This is a genomic window from Chromobacterium sphagni, assembly GCF_001855555.1.
Classification (GTDB): domain Bacteria; phylum Pseudomonadota; class Gammaproteobacteria; order Burkholderiales; family Chromobacteriaceae; genus Chromobacterium; species Chromobacterium sphagni.
In genome coordinates this window covers 1-15,300 of record NZ_MKCT01000074.1, presented here as the reverse complement: position 1 = coordinate 15,300, position 15,300 = coordinate 1, and the positions used below count along the sequence as shown (strand labels likewise).

Genomic DNA, 15,300 nt, shown 5'->3' with positions numbered 1-15,300 from the left:
CGAGCCCGGCAGCGACGGCTTCAACATTCCGGGGCTGCACCAGGCGGACAGGCTGGGGACAGCGCTTGCGCCGATGGCGGGGCCATTCACCCTGGCCGCTGATGTCAGCGTGGCCAGCCAAGGCAAGTTCGACGCCGCCGGATTGTTCATCGAGGCGGCCGGCCACAGGCTGAAATTCGGGGTGGAGGAATACGGCGCGGGCAAGAAGCTGGTATCCGTCCATTCCGCGCCTTACAGCGACGAGGCCAATGGCATCGATGTCGGCGACGCCCCCGTCAGGCTGTTTGTGACGCGTAGCGCGAATGTCTTTTCCTGCTATTCAAGGGCAAGCGATGGAAGGATCGCTTTCCATCGGGCGTTCTACGTGGAGGCTTGCCCGGATGAGGTGAGGATTGGCTTCTGCGTGCAGTCGCCGTTTTCGGAAGGGGCGGAGGGGCGCTTCGCCGACATCTCGATTTCGGACGCGGGCATGGAGCCTATCAGGGAGTGAGAGGATGAAGCACCAAGACAGCTGGCTGATCGTTTCCGATTTCGACGAAACCTTCATGCCGGCGATGCAATCCTGCGAGCCGGACGCCGGCATCGAAAGGCTGCAAAACCGTCTGGCCGAGCTCAAACGCAGCCATCAGCTGCTGTTCGGCTGGGCCACCGGCAACAGCCGGCGCGCGGTGATGGAGAAGATGCGCCGCTATCCCGACTTTCCATGGGATTTCGCCTTGACCAGCCTGGGCACGGAGCTGTACTGGCGACGGCCGGACGGCGCGGTAGAGGACGAGGAGTGGCCCATCGGGGCCGGCGCGGCGTTCGAACCGAGGATGGCGATGCTGATCGAGCTGTTCGAGCGGCACGGCCTGGCTTTGCGGGCTCAGCCGGACGCCTTCCAGCAGAAGCGCATTCGCGGCTATTACCTGCCAGCAGACGGCCGGGAGGGCGAGTCGATCGAGCGGATTCACCGCCTTTGCGCGCAAGCGGGGCTGGCGGCGTCCATTACCCATGCCAGCCCGGCGGCGGGCGATCCCGAAGGCGTTTACGATGTGGCGATCTTGCCGCCAGGCTGCGGCAAGAAGCAGGGCGTGGACTTCATCGCCGGGCTGCGCGAGGTGGATCCCCGCCGGGTGATCGTGTTCGGCGACAGCTGCAACGACATCGAAATGCTGCGCGGCTACGAGCACGGCTACCTGGTGGGGAATGCCCTGGATGAAGCCAGACGGGCGTTTGGCCGGGTGGTGGAGGGGGTTTACTGCCATGGCATCGTCGATGGCTTGGAACAACATTTCTGACAAGGGGCCTTCATGGAAATCGAAAGCGCGGCGCGGCTGGCGCGCCACAGCGACAAGCAGATATTCGACATATATTTCGGTTTTCTTCATAGCTATGCCTTGCTGTTCGCCGATGAGGTCCGGCTGTTCGACCTGCTGCGCAGCGAGGCATTGACTCTGGATCAAATCTCGGCGGCGACGTCGCTGCCGTCTCGTTCGGCCCAGGCGCTAGCTTCCCTGTGCTCGGGCCTGGGCCTGCTGGAAAAACGGGGAGAGACGTTTACGCTCTCTTCCTTGGCGGAAGCCTTCCTCACCCGGGAGGCGGAAACGTCCTTTTGCGGGGTGCTGGCCTCGGCAAGAAGCCAGGCGTCGGCTTTCTCCTACGACTTCTTCAAGGCTTCGTTGCTAAAGGGCGAGTCGCAGCTGTTCGGCGGGACGGATCTATTCGACAACAATGCCCAGGATGCGGAGCACTGCGAAGTCTTCACCCGCGCGATGCACAGCAAGAGCAAGGGACCGGCCCGGGCCTGGGTGGAGAAGATCGACCTGTCGAGCCATGCCTGCCTGCTGGACGTGGGCGGCGGCTCCGGGGTGCACGCGCTCAGCGCGCTGGCGCGTTGGCCGCAACTGCGGGCGGTGGTGTTCGACCTGCCCCCGGTGTGCGCGGTCGCCGACACCTTCATTGAGCAATACCAGATGCAGGAGAGGGCGCGGACTTGCGGCGGGAGTATCTGGGAAACGGCCTATCCGGCCGCCGACGCGCATTTCTACAGCGACATCTTTCATGACTGGCCGCTGGAGAAATGCCTGTTCCTGGCGCGGAAGAGTTTTGCCGCCTTGCCGAGCGGCGGCCGCATCCTGTTGCACGAGATGCTGTTCAACGCGCAAAAGACGGGGCCGGGCAATGTCGCGGCATACAACGCCAACATGCTGCTCTGGACCCAGGGCCAGCAGCTGTCGGCGCCGGAAGCGATGGGTTTGCTGCGGGCCGCGGGCTTCGCCGACATCGCGACACTTTCGACAGGGTATGGGGACTGGAGCCTGGTGACGGGCGTCAAGCCCTAGGGCGACGCGGGGAGGGCGCCGGTCTGGCGGCTCTCCCGGCGCAAGAATGTCTCCGCGGATACGCTCCGCCTTCCGTTGGGCCTTGTTGGGAAGCCGATACATGATTCCAACCCGCTATCGCATTTTGTGCATCTACTCCGCCATGCTGGCGATGACGCAATTCCAGTGGATGCGTTTCGCCCCCATTACCGACCTAGTGGCGTCCAGTTACGGCATTAGCTATCGCCAGGTGGCCGCGTTGTCGCTGGCTGTCACCGCGCTGGCCTTGCCCTTGGCCTTACCCGGCGGCGGCATGGTGGACCGGTTGTCGGTGCGCGCCTGCTTGAGAATGACTGCCGCCGCCATGCTGTCGGCGGCGTTTATCCGCGTGGCGCAGCCGCAGTACGCGTTTTTGCTGGCTGGCCAGCTGCTGTTCGGCTTTGTCCAGCCTTTGACCATGTCTTTGCTGGTCAAACTGATGCTGGTCTGGTTTCCGCCCAGCGAGCGCGACAGAGTGTCCGCCTTGTCCAGCATGGTCATTTTTCTGGGAATCGGCGCAGCTTTCGTGCTGGTGCCATTGACGGAGCCAGGGAATGTGGGCGGTTCTTTGTGGCTGGATGTCGTTTTGTTCGGGGCGATAGCCATCCTGACTTTCGCGTATGTGCCGCATGACCATTTGCCTGCCGGCCTGGATGCCGGGCATGAGCCGATTGGCCGCTCCTTGTGGACGGATAGCCTGGCTCTCATCCGCACGCCGTCCTTCATGGCGGTATTGATGATGATTTTTCTGACCAATGGCTATTTTTCCGCCATCACCACCTGGCTGGAACCGATTTTGGCGCGGCGAGGCGTGGATGCGCAGACATCGGGACTGGTGGTGGTCTTCATGCTGGCTGGCGGAATGGGGGGCGCGGCGCTGATCATGGCCTTGATTCGAGCCGGAGCCACTGCCGGGCGCGTGCTTTCGGCAGCCGCGCTGGCTGCCGGATTTGGCACGTTGTGCCTGTTTTACAGCGGCTGGTTTCCATTGCTGGCGTTTGCCGGGCTGATCATCGGAGCGGCGTTGCTGTCGCCGCTGCCTTTGCTGCTTGGGAGGGTGGCTTGCATCGCTGGGCGGCGGCGCTCCGGCATGGCGACAGCCATTTTCTGGCTGATGGGCAATATTGGCGCGACGCTGATGATAGCGGCTCTGGGCGGCGCGGCGAATGATGGCGACTGGCAAAACGCCGCCGTGTTGCTGTGTCTGCTGTTGCTGGCGCAGATCGCGACTTCCCTGTTGGGGTTTCGGCCGATGCTGGCGGGTCCCGAGCGGGCATGATCGTCCCGCCAGTCTGTCCGGGCGTGTCGGCATGAGAGATGTGTTGTTGAAAAAACACGCCCATCGCCATTTTTTTGGCATTTTCCATCAGGGCTGACGGGCCGGGCGCAGTGGCGAAGGCAATCAGCAATGCGGAATAAATGCCAATGGATTTTCGCGGGGCGCGTTTCGACAGCGACATCTTTGTTTGCAAAAGGAGCTGTCGCAGCGCATGCGTTTCCGCGGAATGGTCGCTTGGCAGGGGCATTGTCGGCGCGGGTGTTTACATGAAGGGAAAATCCTTCCGCATTGCGCGGCTGGCTGGGGCGTATTTCTTTTTTTCGATCCGGTTCTCGTCTGGAAAAGATGAAGCCGGCTCAGCGCGGCGCGTTGGTGGACAGCGCGGAGAATAGGGCGACAAATAAGCAAGGGCATAACCAGTAAAGGTTATGCCCTATGTTGGTGCAATTTCAACTATGTGCACAGAGTTTTCAATAACTCTGAAAACCTACACCTACACTACACCTTGCCGCCCTCCTTGAACGTCATGCACACGGAATTGATGCAATAACGCTCGCCGGTTGGCTCCGGTCCGTCGGGAAACACGTGGCCCAGGTGGGCGTCGCAATGGGAGCAGCGCACTTCCACGCGCACCATGCCGTGGCTGGTGTCGGTGATGCGGCGGATGTTGGCGCCGGCGGCTTCGGCGTAGAAGCTGGGCCAGCCGCAGCCGGCGTCGAACTTGGCGTCGCTGTGGAACAGCAGCGTGCCGCAGCAGAGACAGTGGTAGTCGCCGGGCTTGTTGTGGCGGTAGTGTTCGCCGCTGAATGGCCGTTCGGTGCCGGCCTGGCGGGCCACGCGGTATTGTTCTGGCGTGAGCTGTTCGCGCCATTGCTGGTCGGTTTTCTGGATGGTCATGCTGTTTTCCCTTGATGTCTGCCGCCGCTGGCGGCGGTTCCGGCCCGGATGCGGGTCGGGCTGGCGTATGGTTTGGTCGGACGCGGCGCGGCTTTCTTACTGGATTTCGTCCAGCGCGCCGGATAGGTGCGATTCATCGGCCCAGCGCTGCAGCGTCCATTGTCCATCCCGGTAGTCCAGCCAGTTCAGCGCGGCGTTGGGGATGGGGAAGTCGCGTTTGTCCCGCAGCGGCTTGGCGGTGGCGGCGCGGTACAGGATGTCCAGCACGCCGCCATGGGTGACCGCCAGCACGCTCTGGCCGGGGTGCATGGCGGCGATGCTGGCGAAGCCGTCCAGAATGCGGCGGCTGAAGCGGTTGAGGCTTTCGCCGCCGGCCAGGTCGTAGTCCGGATCGCGCGCCTGCTGGCGCTGGTAGATGTCCGGGATGCGCTCCGCCGCCTCGGCATAGGTGAGGCCCTGCAGCGCGCCCATGTGGCGCTCGCGCAGCTGCGGTGTGTAATGGGGGGAGAGCTGAAGCTTGTTTGCCAGTGGCGCGGCGGTCTGGCGGGTGCGGGTGAGATCGCTGACGTAGAGCGCGTCGAAGCGGTGGCGGCCGGGCCAAAAGGCTTGGGCCAGCTGGGCGGCCTGTTCCAGGCCGGTGTCGTTGAGCGGGATGTCGGTATGGCCTTGCAGCCGGTATTCGCGGTTCCAGTCGGTTTCGCCGTGGCGAACCAGGCAGAAGCGGGTGACGGGCTGAGTCATCTTTGCCTTTCGTTGATGTTTACAGGATGCCGACGCCGGACAGTTCGCGCGCCAGGTTGGCGGCGTAGTTGTCGGTCATCGCGCCGACGAAGTCCAATACCTTCATATAGGCCTGGTAGAGGCTGTCGCCTGTTTGAATATGGCCGTCCAGCAGGCCTATCGCCAGGTGTTCGCGCGGGGTCAGGTCCTTGCCCTGGCGGCTGATGGTGGCGTGCACCGCCGGCACCAGCACGTCCAGGATGGTGGCGATGCAGGGGTAGGAGGCCAGCTCGGTCACCAGCTTGGTGCGGTGGCGGTACACCTTGGTGCTGGCCAGGTCCTTGGCCTGCAACAGCGCCTCCTGCACCGATTTGTCGCACATATTGATCAGGTCTTTGGCCGGGAATTCGCCGTGCAGCAGCGAGCGGTGGTGCAGCATGAATTTTTCTGCCACCTCGGTGACGCAGCGGCCTATCGCCACGCCGCGCAGGGTGCCGCACTTCTGGCGGATGTCGTGGATGCCCCATACCCGCTCGTGCTCGGAGAAGCTGGAGAACAGCGTCTCGAACTCCTTGAAGTCCAGGATGCCAATCTCCACCGCGTCTTCCAGATCCAGTATCGCGTAGCAGATGTCGTCGGCCGCTTCCATCAGGTAGGACAGCGGGTGGCGGCTCCATTGCAGCGGACCGTGTCGGAGCAGGCCCAGTTCGTCCGCCACCCGTTCGAAATAGGGCAGTTCGGTGCGGTAGAGGTTGAACTTGTCGCGTTCGCGGGCCGGCGGCGCGTCGGATGTCCACGGATATTTGATCAGGGTGCCCAGCGCGGCGGCGGTGAGGCGCATGCCGCCTTCTCCGGCGTACATTTCCAGCGAAGCCAGCATGCGCAGGCCGTGGGCGTTGCCTTCGTAGGTTTGCACGTCGCGGATTTCTTCCGCGGACAGGCCGACCAGCCAGTGGGCGTTGCGCTCGGCGCGGAACCAGTCGCGCAAGGCGTCTTCGCCGGTATGGCCAAACGGCGGGTTGCCGATGTCGTGCGCCAGGCAGGCCACCTGCACCACCGCGCCGATGTCGTGCGGGGTGTAGCCGGCCGGCAGCAGGCCGTCGTGCTCCAGCATCACGCCGACGCGGTTGCCCAGGCTGCGGCCGACGCTGGCCACCTCCACGCTATGGGTGAGGCGGTTGTGGGTGTGGTCGTGGCGGGCCAGCGGGTGCACCTGGGTTTTGCGGCCCAGGCGGCGGAAGGCGCTGGAGAACACCACGCGGTCGTGGTCGATATGGAAGTCGGTGCGCAGTCCGGAGCCGCCTTCCAGCGTGGCAGGAGTGCGGGTTTCCTTCACTTCGCCCTGAATGATCTTGAAGCGGCGGGTGGAGAGCAGTTGCTCCCAGTTCATGCTTGGATTCATGGCGTGGCCCAGGTTGGATATTCCCTGCCGATGATATGGGCTAAGGCCGTAAAACAAAAGAGCCAGCGGGGCGCTGGCTCTGTTCGGGGGCTTGGTCTTAATGCCGGCCGGTCTGGTGGCCGATCACGCCGCCGATGGCGGCGCCGCCCAGTGTGCCCACGGTGCCGCCGCCGGTCAGCACCGATCCCAATACTGCGCCGGCCGCCGCGCCGATGGCGGTGTTCTGCTGGCGATGGGACATATTGGCGCAGCCGGAGAGCAGGCTGATGGCGATGAGCGCGGTGGCGGCCAGTTTGGCGCTGGATTTGCTAAGGGTGGTGTTCATGTTGTCCTGCCGTCAAGTGAGTGACATATAGCACTTTGGCAGAGCGTGATCGCTACAGTTCCGGCATCTGTGTTACCGATTGTTATGCGGCGCGGCGCGCGGTTTTCCGGCTTGCGGCTAGGCTTTGGCAAGCCGGCGTGGAAATTTGCCGGCCAAAGGCGGGAATCGGGTCGATACTGCCTTTACCGTCATAGTTTTATTTAGTACAGTTCAGCGTTTTTCCACGTGTTTGGCGCTTGCTCCGACGCTGGGGCTGCGCTTGCCACGCGGGTTCTTGCGCGCTGGGCGGTGCCGCTGCTCAGGGCTGCCATGCATTTCACCATTTTCGATACTCCCATCGTCCGCGACGTGTTCCGCGTGCTGTCCATCCTGTTGCTCAAGCTCAGCGGCTGGAAGCTGAAGGGCGAGTTCCCGCTGCTGGACAAGTACGTGATGATAGGCGCGCCGCATACCAGCAACTGGGACTTCCCCATCACGCTGGGCTTGTGCTTCGCCTCGCGCGCCAAAATCTACTGGATGGGTAAGCACACCTTGTTCAAGGGGCCGATGGGGCCGGTGATGCGCTGGCTGGGCGGCATTCCGGTGACGCGCCATCAGAACAATTCGCTGGTGCAGCAGATGGTGGACGTCTACGGCCGCAGCAGCCGGCTGGTGGTGGCGATCCCGCCCGAGGGCACGCGCCGGGCGGTGAAGGAGTGGAAGACCGGTTTTTATCATATCGCCCACGGCGCCAGGGTGCCGATTGCGTTGGCCTATCTGGACTACAGCCGAAAGGAAGGCGGCTTTGGGCCGATGTTCATGCCCAGCGGCGATGTCGAGCGCGACATGCCGCTCATTCGCGCTTTTTATGCCGACAAGGTGGGGCGTTATCCCGGCTGAAAAACGAATGAGAGTGGCAAAACGGCGCGGTCCCGGGACGGCGCCGTTTTGCATGGCCGGGCGGATTCAGTCGGCCTTGGGATCGAACAATGCCTTCCAGCCGGCCACGCCGAGCTGTTGCACGGTTTCGATATTGCGCTCGTAGATGTCTTCCGCGTTGGGGAAGGCCGCCACCGCGCGGTCCAGGCTTTCCTCGCGGATCAGGTGCAGCGTGGGATAGGGAGAACGGTTGGTGTAGTTCTCGACATCGTTTATGCCGGTGCCCTCAAACTGGAATTTGGGATGGAAGCTGGCCACTTGCAGCACGCCTTCCAGTTGCAGCTCGCCGACGATGGCGTCGGTGATGTCGAAGAAGTCGTTGAAGTCGAGGAAGCGTTGCAGCGTCTTGGGATGCACCAGCAGCGTGGTGTCGATTTCCTCGGGATCGGCCTGGGCCAGCAGCTGCAGCTCCTCGGCCAGCTCCTCGGCCAGTTGCTGGGGATTGGCGGCCTCGCTCACCTTGATGCGCACCTGGTTCTTCACGTACACGGCTTTGGCGAAGGGGCAGAGGTTGAGGCCGATCACGGCTTTCTCCAGCCATTCTCGGGTGGCTGCGATCACGGTTTCATGGTTGGCGGACATGGATGGCTCCGGTGGCGGATGGCGCGGCAGTGGGCCGCAAACGCAAAAAACCCGGATTAAATCCGGGTTTTCATCAGGCTGATGATCTCGCTAGGGAGATTACACCGGCTGGATGTTGGAGGCTTGCTTGCCCTTGGGGCCGTCGACGATGTCGAAGCTTACGCGCTGGTTTTCAGCCAGGGTGCGGAAGCCTTTGGCATTGATCTGGGAGAAGTGAGCGAACACGTCGTCGCCGCCTTCGTCCGGGGTGATGAAGCCAAAACCTTTGGAGTCGTTAAACCACTTAACGGTACCAGTTGCCATTTTGTTAAATCCTCAAAACGAGCAGTTGAATAAAATGCACGAAGATCAAGGGAAATGGCGACTGAGGTACGGCCTATGCCACTACGACAACTACACATCCACAACTTGAGCATCCTGCGGGTGGGATAGTGCCTCTTGTTGCCGCCCATGGCAAGCATTTTCTTCAGGAATCGCCTGTTTTTACGAATATTTAATATGTTGTACGCAGACGTTTACATTTTCTTGGCCGGGCTGCGCCGAGCGTGCGGCGCGGCGTGAGTTGCATATACTGAATAAATCAAGAGCGGGTGGGGGAGCCATGATGGCCAAGCAATCGGTGGTGCCTGAAATTGTCGATCCGATGGGTTTCCAGGACTTCCGCGACGCGGTGTCGGATTATGCGCCGCAGCTGGAGCAACTGGTGTGGAGGATGAGCGATGGCGACGACAATGAAGAACGGATCGCCCAATTGTTCCGCATCCTGCACAGCATCAAGGGTGATGCCAGCCTGTGCCAAGTGTACTTCATCGAACCCTACCTGCATGCGCTGGAAAGCCTGCTCGGCCGGGTGAGGCAGGGCGAGCTGCCTTATCTGGAGGTGATAGGCGACATGCTGATGCTGGTGCTGGACCGGCTGGTGCTGGCGCTGGACGCGGTGGCCCACGGCGAATCGCTGGACGATCTGCATCTGCCCACCATCCTGGCGGTGCTGGAGAAGTTGCCGGTGCTGGGCGTGACGGAAGTGCCGCAGGCCTGCGCCAAGCTGGTGGCCAATATGATGGGTACGGCGGGAGGCGCGTCGGACAGCGGCGAAGTGGCGATGACCGGCAGCCGTTCCGAGCGACGTCTGGCCGATCTGCAGTTTTTCCGCACCCTGGCCTTGCAGCTGGAGCAGCGGCTACCGCCGTTCTCGGGCCGTACCGAGCGCAACCTGGCGCTGGCGCTGGAAGCCAACAACCTGTCCAGCCAGCCCCTGAACATGGAGCAGCTGGCGGCGGCGGTGTACATGCACGATATCGGCATGATGCTGTTGCCGGAGGCGCTGTGGCTGAAAGTGGGCCGCATGAGCGATGAGGAGCGGCAGCAGATGTCGGCCCACCCGGGCTGGGCTGCGGGTTTGCTCGAGCGGATGCCGGGTTGGGAGGACGCCGCCAAGATGGTGCGCCAGCACCACGAGACGCCGGATGGCAAGGGTTATCCCAATGGCCTGTCCGGCGGCGACATCTGCGAGGGTGCCCGCCTGTTGGCCCTGGTGGACGCGTTCGAGTCGGTGATGCTTAAACACGCGCTGCAGGGCCAGCGCCGCTCCATGCTGCGGGCGGTGGCCGAGCTCAATGCCTCGGAGAGGCAGTTCGACCCCGCATGGCTGCAGTTGTTCAATCAGGTGATCCGTGCCCGGCTGGAAGTGCGCCATGCTGTGGGCGGACGCTGATCGGCGCCGCTCAGCGCGCGCCGTGGCGGGCGAACCAGTCCAGCATTTTCTGCCAACCGTCCTGAGCGTCTTTCGGATTGTAGCCGGGGCGGTAGTCGGCGTTGAAGCCGTGGCCGGCATCCGGGTAGATCACGATGTCGCTGTCCTTGCCAGCCAGCTTCAGCGCGGCGCGCATCTTCTCCACCGAGGCAACCGGAATGCTCTGGTCCTGGGCGCCGTACAGGCCCAGCACCGGCACTTTCAGATCCGCCACTATGTCCAAGGGATGGCGCGGCATGTTGTCGGTGACCGGTCCCTCCAGCTTGCCGTACCAGGCTGCGGCGGCCTTCAGCGCCGGGTTGCGCGCGGCGTACAGCCAGCTCTGGCGCCCGCCCCAGCAAAAGCCGGTGACGGCGGCGCGCTGCAGATCGGCGCCGTGCGTGCCGGCCCAGCGCCAGGTGGCGTCCAGGTCGCTCTGCACTTCGCCGTCCGGCACCTTGGCGACGATGTCGCGCAGCAGGGTGTCGGTGTCAGGCGCCTGCGCCGGATTGCCGTGGCGGAAGTACAGTTCCGGCGCCACGGCAAGGTAGCCATGCTTGGCGAGCCGGCGACACAAGTCCTTGATGTGCTCGTGCACGCCGAAGATTTCCTGAATCACGATCACCAGCGGCAGCGGGCCGCCGGTCTGCGCCGGCCGGGCGTAATAGCCGGCCATCGTTCCGCTGCCGGTATCGATCGCCGGGACGCCGGTCTGCAGCGACTGGCTGTCGGTCATGATGGTGCTGGCGGCGATGGGCTGCACCGCCAGCGCGAAGCCCAGGGTGCCGGCGCCGGCCAGGAAGCTGCGGCGGGGGAGGGCGTGGTCCTTGTCGCTCATGTGTTGGTTCTCCTGATGGGGGCGCAGCCGGATCGCGATGGGATGCCGCGCGCAAAGCTTGAATAAGGCGCTATTGGCTGCGATAAGCAATATTGAAAGCTCCCGCCGGTATTCCACCGGCGCAACCTTAGCAAGTGGAATATGACGGATTCGTCTCCAAAGGTAAAACTTCCACGCAACTTTTTGCGTGCGGGCCAGCAGACGCCAGTGGACGTGTACGCCAAGAATGGCGTGCTGCTGCTGAAGCGTGGCTATTACGTGCTGACCGAGGAGCAGCGCGACCGCCTTGCCAGGCTGGGCCATGGCGAAAGCGATGAGGTCGAGGCCAGGCTGGAGCGCGAGCGGCTGGAACGCGTTGCAATGCGGGAGAAAGAGGCCGAGCAGCTGCGCAACAGCGCGAATCCCTTGCAGGAGATGGCTTTCCTGCTGCGCCGGGCCGAGGGGGTGCTGCAGCATGGCCTGGCGGTGCGCGATCTGGCCGGCAGCCTGCTGGACATGGCGGAGGGGCTGCTGAACATCAGCCGGCGCCATCCGGACGGCGTCCTGGCCAGTGTGTTCCTGCTGCCTTACCAGGACATAGGCAGCGCGCAGAGCGTACACGTGGCGGCGATACTGGTGGTCCTGGGCCGGCGCCTGGGCCTGTCCGACGCGGAGCTGCGCCCGATGTTGTGCGCCGCGCTCAGCATGAATCTGGCCATTACCGGCCTGCTCAACCAACTTGCCAGGCAGATGGAGCCGATGAGCGCCGAGCAGCAGGAATTGATGTTCGCCCATCCCGCGCTGGGGTCGGCCATGCTGCGCGAGGCAGGGGTGGTGGATGAGTGTTGGCACCTGCTGGTGCAGCAGCACCACGAGCAGCTGGACGGCGACGGGTATCCACAAGGCTTGGCGGGCCAGGAGATCGAACCGGACGCCATCCTGCTGCAGATGGTGGATCTGGTGTGCGGCTGCGTGCACCAGCCGCAGCCGCAGCTGCCGGCCCTGGTGCTGGGTAGCCTGTTCCGCGGCGAGCTGGGCGTGTTTCCGCCGCAGCATGTGTCGCTGTTGGTGAAGGAGTTGGGCATTTATCCGCCTGGCAGCTTCGTGCTGCTGGCGAGCAATGAAGTGGCCATCGTCACCCACCGCGGCGACAAGGCCAATACTCCCAGGGTGGCGGCGCTGCGCAAGCTGGATGGCCCGCCCTACGCCGACCCGCTGCTGCGCGACAGCCGCCAGCCGGCCTACCAGGTGCTGGAGCCAGTGGCGGCGGCCAGCGCGGCCACCAAGCCGGCGTATCTGTACAAGCTGTGGTACAAGCCCTGAACGATGCCTACTTGCCCGGTTCGGCCAGCGCGGCCACCAAGCCGGCGTATCTGTACAAGCTGTGGTACAAGCCCTGAACGATGCCTACTTGCCCGGTTCGGCCAGCGGCCGCGCCGCCACCTGGCTCAGGTCCGGTATCTTCCATACCCGGCGCATGTGGCCGAAGTCGCGTTTGCGCTCGTCGCTCAGCTTGACCTCGGGCAGAAAGGACATTTCCAGCTGCACCTGGCCCAGGTAGACGGTTTCCCCGGCATTCAGATGGAAGGGCGCGTTCAGCTTGAACTGCCTGATTTTCAGATCGGAGCCGAAGACGCCGTCCTCTGCCCAGTGGCCCCAGACGCCGGCCAGCGTGTAATCGCCCGGCGGCAGGGTGAGCAGCACCAGCTTGCCCTCCACCGGCGACATGCCTTCCTCGCCGAACACCGTGTCGGTGATCAGGCTGGCGATGTCCTCCGCGACTACGCGGCCTTGCTGGTCGCGGACGCTCAGGCCGACGCTGGCGCTGTCCGGGTTGAAGGCTTTGCCGGTGAGGGACAGGATGGCGTAGGCCTGGCCCGGCGGCGGCGTCAGCGAGCCGTTCAGCCGAGTAGCCATCGAGGTGCAGCCTGCCAGCAGAACGATGCAGATTCCCAGCAGCAGTCGGCGCATAGGATGGCTCCTTTTTCTAGGGGATGTCAGCGCGCTGGCGCGTCGAAAATCATGCAGGTGGTGGTGGTGTGCGCGTATAGCTTGCCGCTTTCGTCAAGCAGCTTGCCTTCGGCGGTGGCCATGCGGCCGCCGGAATGGATGATGGTGCCGTGGCAGCGCATCCGGCCGCTTGCGAGCGTAACCGCGCGGACGAAATTCACCTTTAATTCCAGCGTAGTGTAGCCCTTGCCCAGCGGCAGCAGCGATTGCACGCTGCAGCCCATCGCCGAATCCAGCAGCGTGCTGATCACGCCCCCATGCACGGTGCCGATGGGGTTGTAGTGCGATTCGTGCGGCAGGAAGGCGAACTCCACCGCGCCGGGCGCGGCGCGCACAAATTCGAAGCCCATCATTTCCATCACCGGCGGCGGCGGTATCCGTTGCTCCTGCATGGCGAGCAGATAGTCCAGGCCGCTGAGGCCTCTGGCGGCGTCGGCGCCGATGTGCGGGTCCTGCCAGCTGAAGGTGTGGCTGCGTTGCGTTTCCGGGGATGATTTGGTCATGATGGCCTCTTGGGGGACAGGCCCAACCTTGCCGCCATCGCCGCCGGATTTTCAATGTCATTGACATGGGTGGCCGGCGGTCATGTTTTCAGATGCGGGCCGATGAAGCCTAGTATCCGCTGCGGCAGCCAGTCTATCCGGCCGGGGAAGGGGCCGGTGGCGAAGCCGACGTGGCCGCCGTCCCGCGGAAAGTCCAGGGTGACGCAGTCGGCCACCTGTTCCGCCGCCGGCAGCGCGCTTTCCGGCAGAAAGGGATCGTTACGGGCGTTGAGCAGCAGGGTAGGGCGGGTGATCTGGCGTAGCCTGGGCTTGCTGCTGGCCTGCTGCCAGTAGTTGAGCGCGGTGCCGAAGCCGTGCAGCGGCGCGGTGATCAGGTTGTCGAATTCGATGAAGGTGCGGGCGCGGCGCAGCTGGCCGGCATCGAACAGGCCGGGATGGCGCTGCAGCGAGGCCATCGCCTTGGGCTTGAGGGTGTCCATGAACATGCGGGTGTAGAGCAGCTTGCCCAGGCCCTGGTCCAGCCGGCTGCTGGCGGCCACCAAGTCCAGCGGGGCGGAGACGGCGGCGGCGGCGCAGGGCAGCGCGGCGTCGCCTTCTTCGGCCAAGTAGTTGAGCAGCATGCTGCCGCCCAGCGAAACGCCCACCGCGGCCAGCTGGGCAAAGCTTAGCGCCAGCCGTTGCAGTATCCAGCGCACTTCGGCAGCGTCGCCGGCGTGATAGCCGCGCGGCAAGGCATTGTCCACGCCGCCGCAGCCGCGGAAATGCGACACCACGCCGTGCCAGCCGCGCTTGGCCACTGCTTGCATCAGCGCCTTGGCGTAATGGCTGGCGCTGCTGCCTTCCAGGCCGTGGAACAACACCACCAGCGGCGCGCCGGCTTCGCCGTCGACGAAATCCAGCGCGATGCGGCCGCCGTCCGGTGTGTCCCACAGCTCGCGCCGGTAGCGCGGCGGCTCCACCTTCACCGCCAGCGCCGGCCAGATGGTCTGGGCATGGCCGCCGCGCAGCCAGCGTGGGGCGTGATAGCTCATGGCGCCGGCTTGACGGCGGATTTGGGGCGGAAGGCCTTCACCACCGCTTCATGGGTTTCGATCCAGGGCGCGCCGATCAGGTCCAGGCAGTAGGGCACGGCGGCGAAGATGCCGGGCACCTCCACGCTGCCGTCCTGGCGGCGCAGGCCTTCCAGCGTTTCCTGGATCGCCTTGGGCTGGCCGGGCAGGTTGAGGATCAGGCTCTGCTTGCGGATCACCCCTGTCTGGCGCGACAGGATGGCGGTGGGCACGAACTTCAGGCTGATCTGGCGCATTTGTTCGCCGAAGCCGGGCATTTCGCGGTCGGCCACCGCCAGCGTGGCGTCCGGCGTGACGTCGCGCGGCGCCGGGCCGGTGCCGCCGGTGGTGAGCACCAGCTGGCAGCCTTCGTCGTCCACCAGCGCCTTGAGCGCGGCTTCGATGCCGGGCTGCTCGTCGGGTATCAGCCGGCAGACGGTTTCAAACGGCGTGGCCAGCGCGCGCGCCAGCCAGTCCTGCAGGGCCGGCAGGCCCTTGTCCTGGTAGACGCCCTGGCTTGCGCGGTCGGAAATGGAAACCAGGCCTATCTTTAGCATCACTCGTCGTCCTTTTCCTCGTCCTTTTGCCAGATGCGCGGCTTGCCCGGCTCGGGGATCTGTTCCTTGATCAGCTGGTACAACTGGCGGTAGGACTTGGGCGGCTTGTTATCCTGCTTTTCCTTGCGCGACTGGCGCACCAGCGAATGCAGCTGCTTGGGGTCGGT

Annotated in this window: 19 protein-coding genes; 7 read left to right on the top strand and 12 right to left on the bottom strand. The window is 64.1% G+C overall.

Annotated features, from left to right (window positions below; translation table 11 throughout):
• The 4 genes from BI344_RS20635 to BI344_RS20620 form a co-directional block, all read left to right on the top strand.
• Positions 1-490 (top strand): DUF1349 domain-containing protein (locus tag BI344_RS20635; protein ID WP_071114683.1); only part of this gene is annotated, 490 nt, incomplete at its 5' end.
• A gap of 4 nt (positions 491-494) precedes the next feature.
• Positions 495-1,280, top strand: a complete 786-nt coding sequence (locus tag BI344_RS20630) for an HAD family hydrolase (protein ID WP_071114682.1) — start codon at positions 495-497, stop codon at positions 1,278-1,280.
• Positions 1,281-1,292: 12 nt separating this feature from the next.
• Positions 1,293-2,324 (top strand): methyltransferase, encoded by a 1,032-nt coding sequence (locus BI344_RS20625; RefSeq protein WP_071114681.1) that lies wholly within the window; start codon positions 1,293-1,295, stop codon positions 2,322-2,324.
• A 100-nt stretch (positions 2,325-2,424) separates the two neighbouring features.
• Positions 2,425-3,621, top strand: a complete 1,197-nt coding sequence (locus BI344_RS20620) for an MFS transporter (RefSeq protein ID WP_167359419.1) — start codon at positions 2,425-2,427, stop codon at positions 3,619-3,621.
• A gap of 498 nt (positions 3,622-4,119) precedes the next feature.
• On the opposite strand, the gene msrB is transcribed toward BI344_RS20620, so the two are convergent.
• The 4 genes from msrB to BI344_RS20600 form a co-directional block, all read right to left on the bottom strand.
• A complete protein-coding gene (gene msrB / locus BI344_RS20615) occupies positions 4,120-4,518 on the bottom strand; it encodes a peptide-methionine (R)-S-oxide reductase MsrB (RefSeq protein ID WP_071114679.1) in 399 nt (132 codons plus the stop codon).
• 96 nt (positions 4,519-4,614) lie between these two features.
• On the bottom strand, positions 4,615-5,259 hold the full coding sequence (locus BI344_RS20610) for a histidine phosphatase family protein (RefSeq protein WP_071114678.1): 645 nt from the start codon (positions 5,257-5,259) through the stop codon (positions 4,615-4,617).
• 19 nt (positions 5,260-5,278) lie between these two features.
• Positions 5,279-6,628, bottom strand: coding sequence for a deoxyguanosinetriphosphate triphosphohydrolase (locus BI344_RS20605; protein ID WP_071114677.1), 1,350 nt, complete (start codon positions 6,626-6,628; stop codon positions 5,279-5,281).
• Between the two features lie 109 nt (positions 6,629-6,737).
• Entirely contained in the window at positions 6,738-6,965 is a 228-nt protein-coding gene (locus tag BI344_RS20600) for a glycine zipper 2TM domain-containing protein (RefSeq protein WP_071114676.1), read from the bottom strand.
• A gap of 309 nt (positions 6,966-7,274) precedes the next feature.
• Between BI344_RS20600 and BI344_RS20595 the strand changes: the two genes are divergently transcribed.
• A complete protein-coding gene (locus BI344_RS20595) occupies positions 7,275-7,844 on the top strand; it encodes a lysophospholipid acyltransferase family protein (protein ID WP_071114675.1) in 570 nt (189 codons plus the stop codon).
• A 66-nt stretch (positions 7,845-7,910) separates the two neighbouring features.
• On the opposite strand, the gene BI344_RS20590 is transcribed toward BI344_RS20595, so the two are convergent.
• Together BI344_RS20590 and BI344_RS20585 are read right to left on the bottom strand one after the other, a co-directional pair.
• Positions 7,911-8,465 (bottom strand): DUF1415 domain-containing protein, encoded by a 555-nt coding sequence (locus BI344_RS20590; RefSeq protein WP_071114674.1) that lies wholly within the window; start codon positions 8,463-8,465, stop codon positions 7,911-7,913.
• A 99-nt stretch (positions 8,466-8,564) separates the two neighbouring features.
• Entirely contained in the window at positions 8,565-8,768 is a 204-nt protein-coding gene (locus BI344_RS20585) for a cold-shock protein (RefSeq protein WP_043626664.1), read from the bottom strand.
• Positions 8,769-9,069: 301 nt separating this feature from the next.
• On the opposite strand from BI344_RS20585, the gene BI344_RS20580 reads away from it, so the two are divergent.
• On the top strand, positions 9,070-10,179 hold the full coding sequence (locus BI344_RS20580; RefSeq protein WP_206600449.1) for an HD domain-containing phosphohydrolase: 1,110 nt from the start codon (positions 9,070-9,072) through the stop codon (positions 10,177-10,179).
• 10 nt (positions 10,180-10,189) lie between these two features.
• Here the strand turns inward: BI344_RS20580 and BI344_RS20575 are convergent, their stop codons facing one another.
• Positions 10,190-11,035, bottom strand: coding sequence for a dienelactone hydrolase family protein (locus tag BI344_RS20575; protein WP_071114672.1), 846 nt, complete (start codon positions 11,033-11,035; stop codon positions 10,190-10,192).
• 207 nt (positions 11,036-11,242) lie between these two features.
• Between BI344_RS20575 and BI344_RS20570 the strand changes: the two genes are divergently transcribed.
• The gene (locus BI344_RS20570) at positions 11,243-12,337 is read left to right on the top strand and encodes an HD-GYP domain-containing protein (protein ID WP_239690926.1); all 1,095 of its coding nucleotides are present in this window, start codon (positions 11,243-11,245) and stop codon (positions 12,335-12,337) included.
• Between the two features lie 84 nt (positions 12,338-12,421).
• Here BI344_RS20570 and BI344_RS20565 read toward each other — a convergent pair whose 3' ends face one another.
• The 5 genes from BI344_RS20565 to BI344_RS23470 form a co-directional block, all read right to left on the bottom strand.
• The gene (locus tag BI344_RS20565) at positions 12,422-12,985 is read right to left on the bottom strand and encodes a hypothetical protein (RefSeq protein ID WP_071114670.1); all 564 of its coding nucleotides are present in this window, start codon (positions 12,983-12,985) and stop codon (positions 12,422-12,424) included.
• A gap of 26 nt (positions 12,986-13,011) precedes the next feature.
• Complete coding sequence (locus BI344_RS20560; RefSeq protein WP_071114669.1) at positions 13,012-13,527, bottom strand: PaaI family thioesterase; 516 nt, start codon at positions 13,525-13,527, stop codon at positions 13,012-13,014.
• An 80-nt stretch (positions 13,528-13,607) separates the two neighbouring features.
• Entirely contained in the window at positions 13,608-14,558 is a 951-nt protein-coding gene (locus BI344_RS20555) for a YheT family hydrolase (protein ID WP_071114668.1), read from the bottom strand.
• Positions 14,555-15,133 (bottom strand): molybdopterin adenylyltransferase, encoded by a 579-nt coding sequence (mog, locus tag BI344_RS20550; protein WP_071114667.1) that lies wholly within the window; start codon positions 15,131-15,133, stop codon positions 14,555-14,557. Before mog ends, BI344_RS20555 begins: the two co-directional genes overlap by 4 nt.
• A partial coding sequence (locus BI344_RS23470; RefSeq protein ID WP_139167093.1) for a dual-action ribosomal maturation protein DarP occupies positions 15,133-15,300 on the bottom strand: 168 nt, incomplete at its 5' end. The genes BI344_RS23470 and mog, both read right to left, overlap by 1 nt.

Bases quoted from the DNA above. Each gene is read 5' to 3' on its own strand.
- BI344_RS20560 (WP_071114669.1), bottom strand. From the start codon at position 13,527: ATGACCAAATCATCCCCGGAAACGCAACGCAGCCACACCTTCAGCTGG.
- BI344_RS20585 (WP_043626664.1), bottom strand. From the start codon at position 8,768: ATGGCAACTGGTACCGTTAAGTGGTTTAACGACTCCAAAGGTTTTGGC.
- BI344_RS20590 (WP_071114674.1), bottom strand. From the start codon at position 8,465: ATGTCCGCCAACCATGAAACCGTGATCGCAGCCACCCGAGAATGGCTG.
- BI344_RS20580 (WP_206600449.1), top strand. From the start codon at position 9,070: ATGGCCAAGCAATCGGTGGTGCCTGAAATTGTCGATCCGATGGGTTTC.
- BI344_RS20565 (WP_071114670.1), bottom strand. From the start codon at position 12,985: ATGCGCCGACTGCTGCTGGGAATCTGCATCGTTCTGCTGGCAGGCTGC.
- BI344_RS20630 (WP_071114682.1), top strand. From the start codon at position 495: ATGAAGCACCAAGACAGCTGGCTGATCGTTTCCGATTTCGACGAAACC.
- BI344_RS20555 (WP_071114668.1), bottom strand. From the start codon at position 14,558: ATGAGCTATCACGCCCCACGCTGGCTGCGCGGCGGCCATGCCCAGACC.
- BI344_RS20610 (WP_071114678.1), bottom strand. From the start codon at position 5,259: ATGACTCAGCCCGTCACCCGCTTCTGCCTGGTTCGCCACGGCGAAACC.
- BI344_RS20600 (WP_071114676.1), bottom strand. From the start codon at position 6,965: ATGAACACCACCCTTAGCAAATCCAGCGCCAAACTGGCCGCCACCGCG.
- BI344_RS20620 (WP_167359419.1), top strand. From the start codon at position 2,425: ATGATTCCAACCCGCTATCGCATTTTGTGCATCTACTCCGCCATGCTG.
- BI344_RS20595 (WP_071114675.1), top strand. From the start codon at position 7,275: ATGCATTTCACCATTTTCGATACTCCCATCGTCCGCGACGTGTTCCGC.
- mog (WP_071114667.1), bottom strand. From the start codon at position 15,133: ATGCTAAAGATAGGCCTGGTTTCCATTTCCGACCGCGCAAGCCAGGGC.
- BI344_RS20605 (WP_071114677.1), bottom strand. From the start codon at position 6,628: ATGAACTGGGAGCAACTGCTCTCCACCCGCCGCTTCAAGATCATTCAG.
- msrB (WP_071114679.1), bottom strand. From the start codon at position 4,518: ATGACCATCCAGAAAACCGACCAGCAATGGCGCGAACAGCTCACGCCA.
- BI344_RS20575 (WP_071114672.1), bottom strand. From the start codon at position 11,035: ATGAGCGACAAGGACCACGCCCTCCCCCGCCGCAGCTTCCTGGCCGGC.
- BI344_RS20625 (WP_071114681.1), top strand. From the start codon at position 1,293: ATGGAAATCGAAAGCGCGGCGCGGCTGGCGCGCCACAGCGACAAGCAG.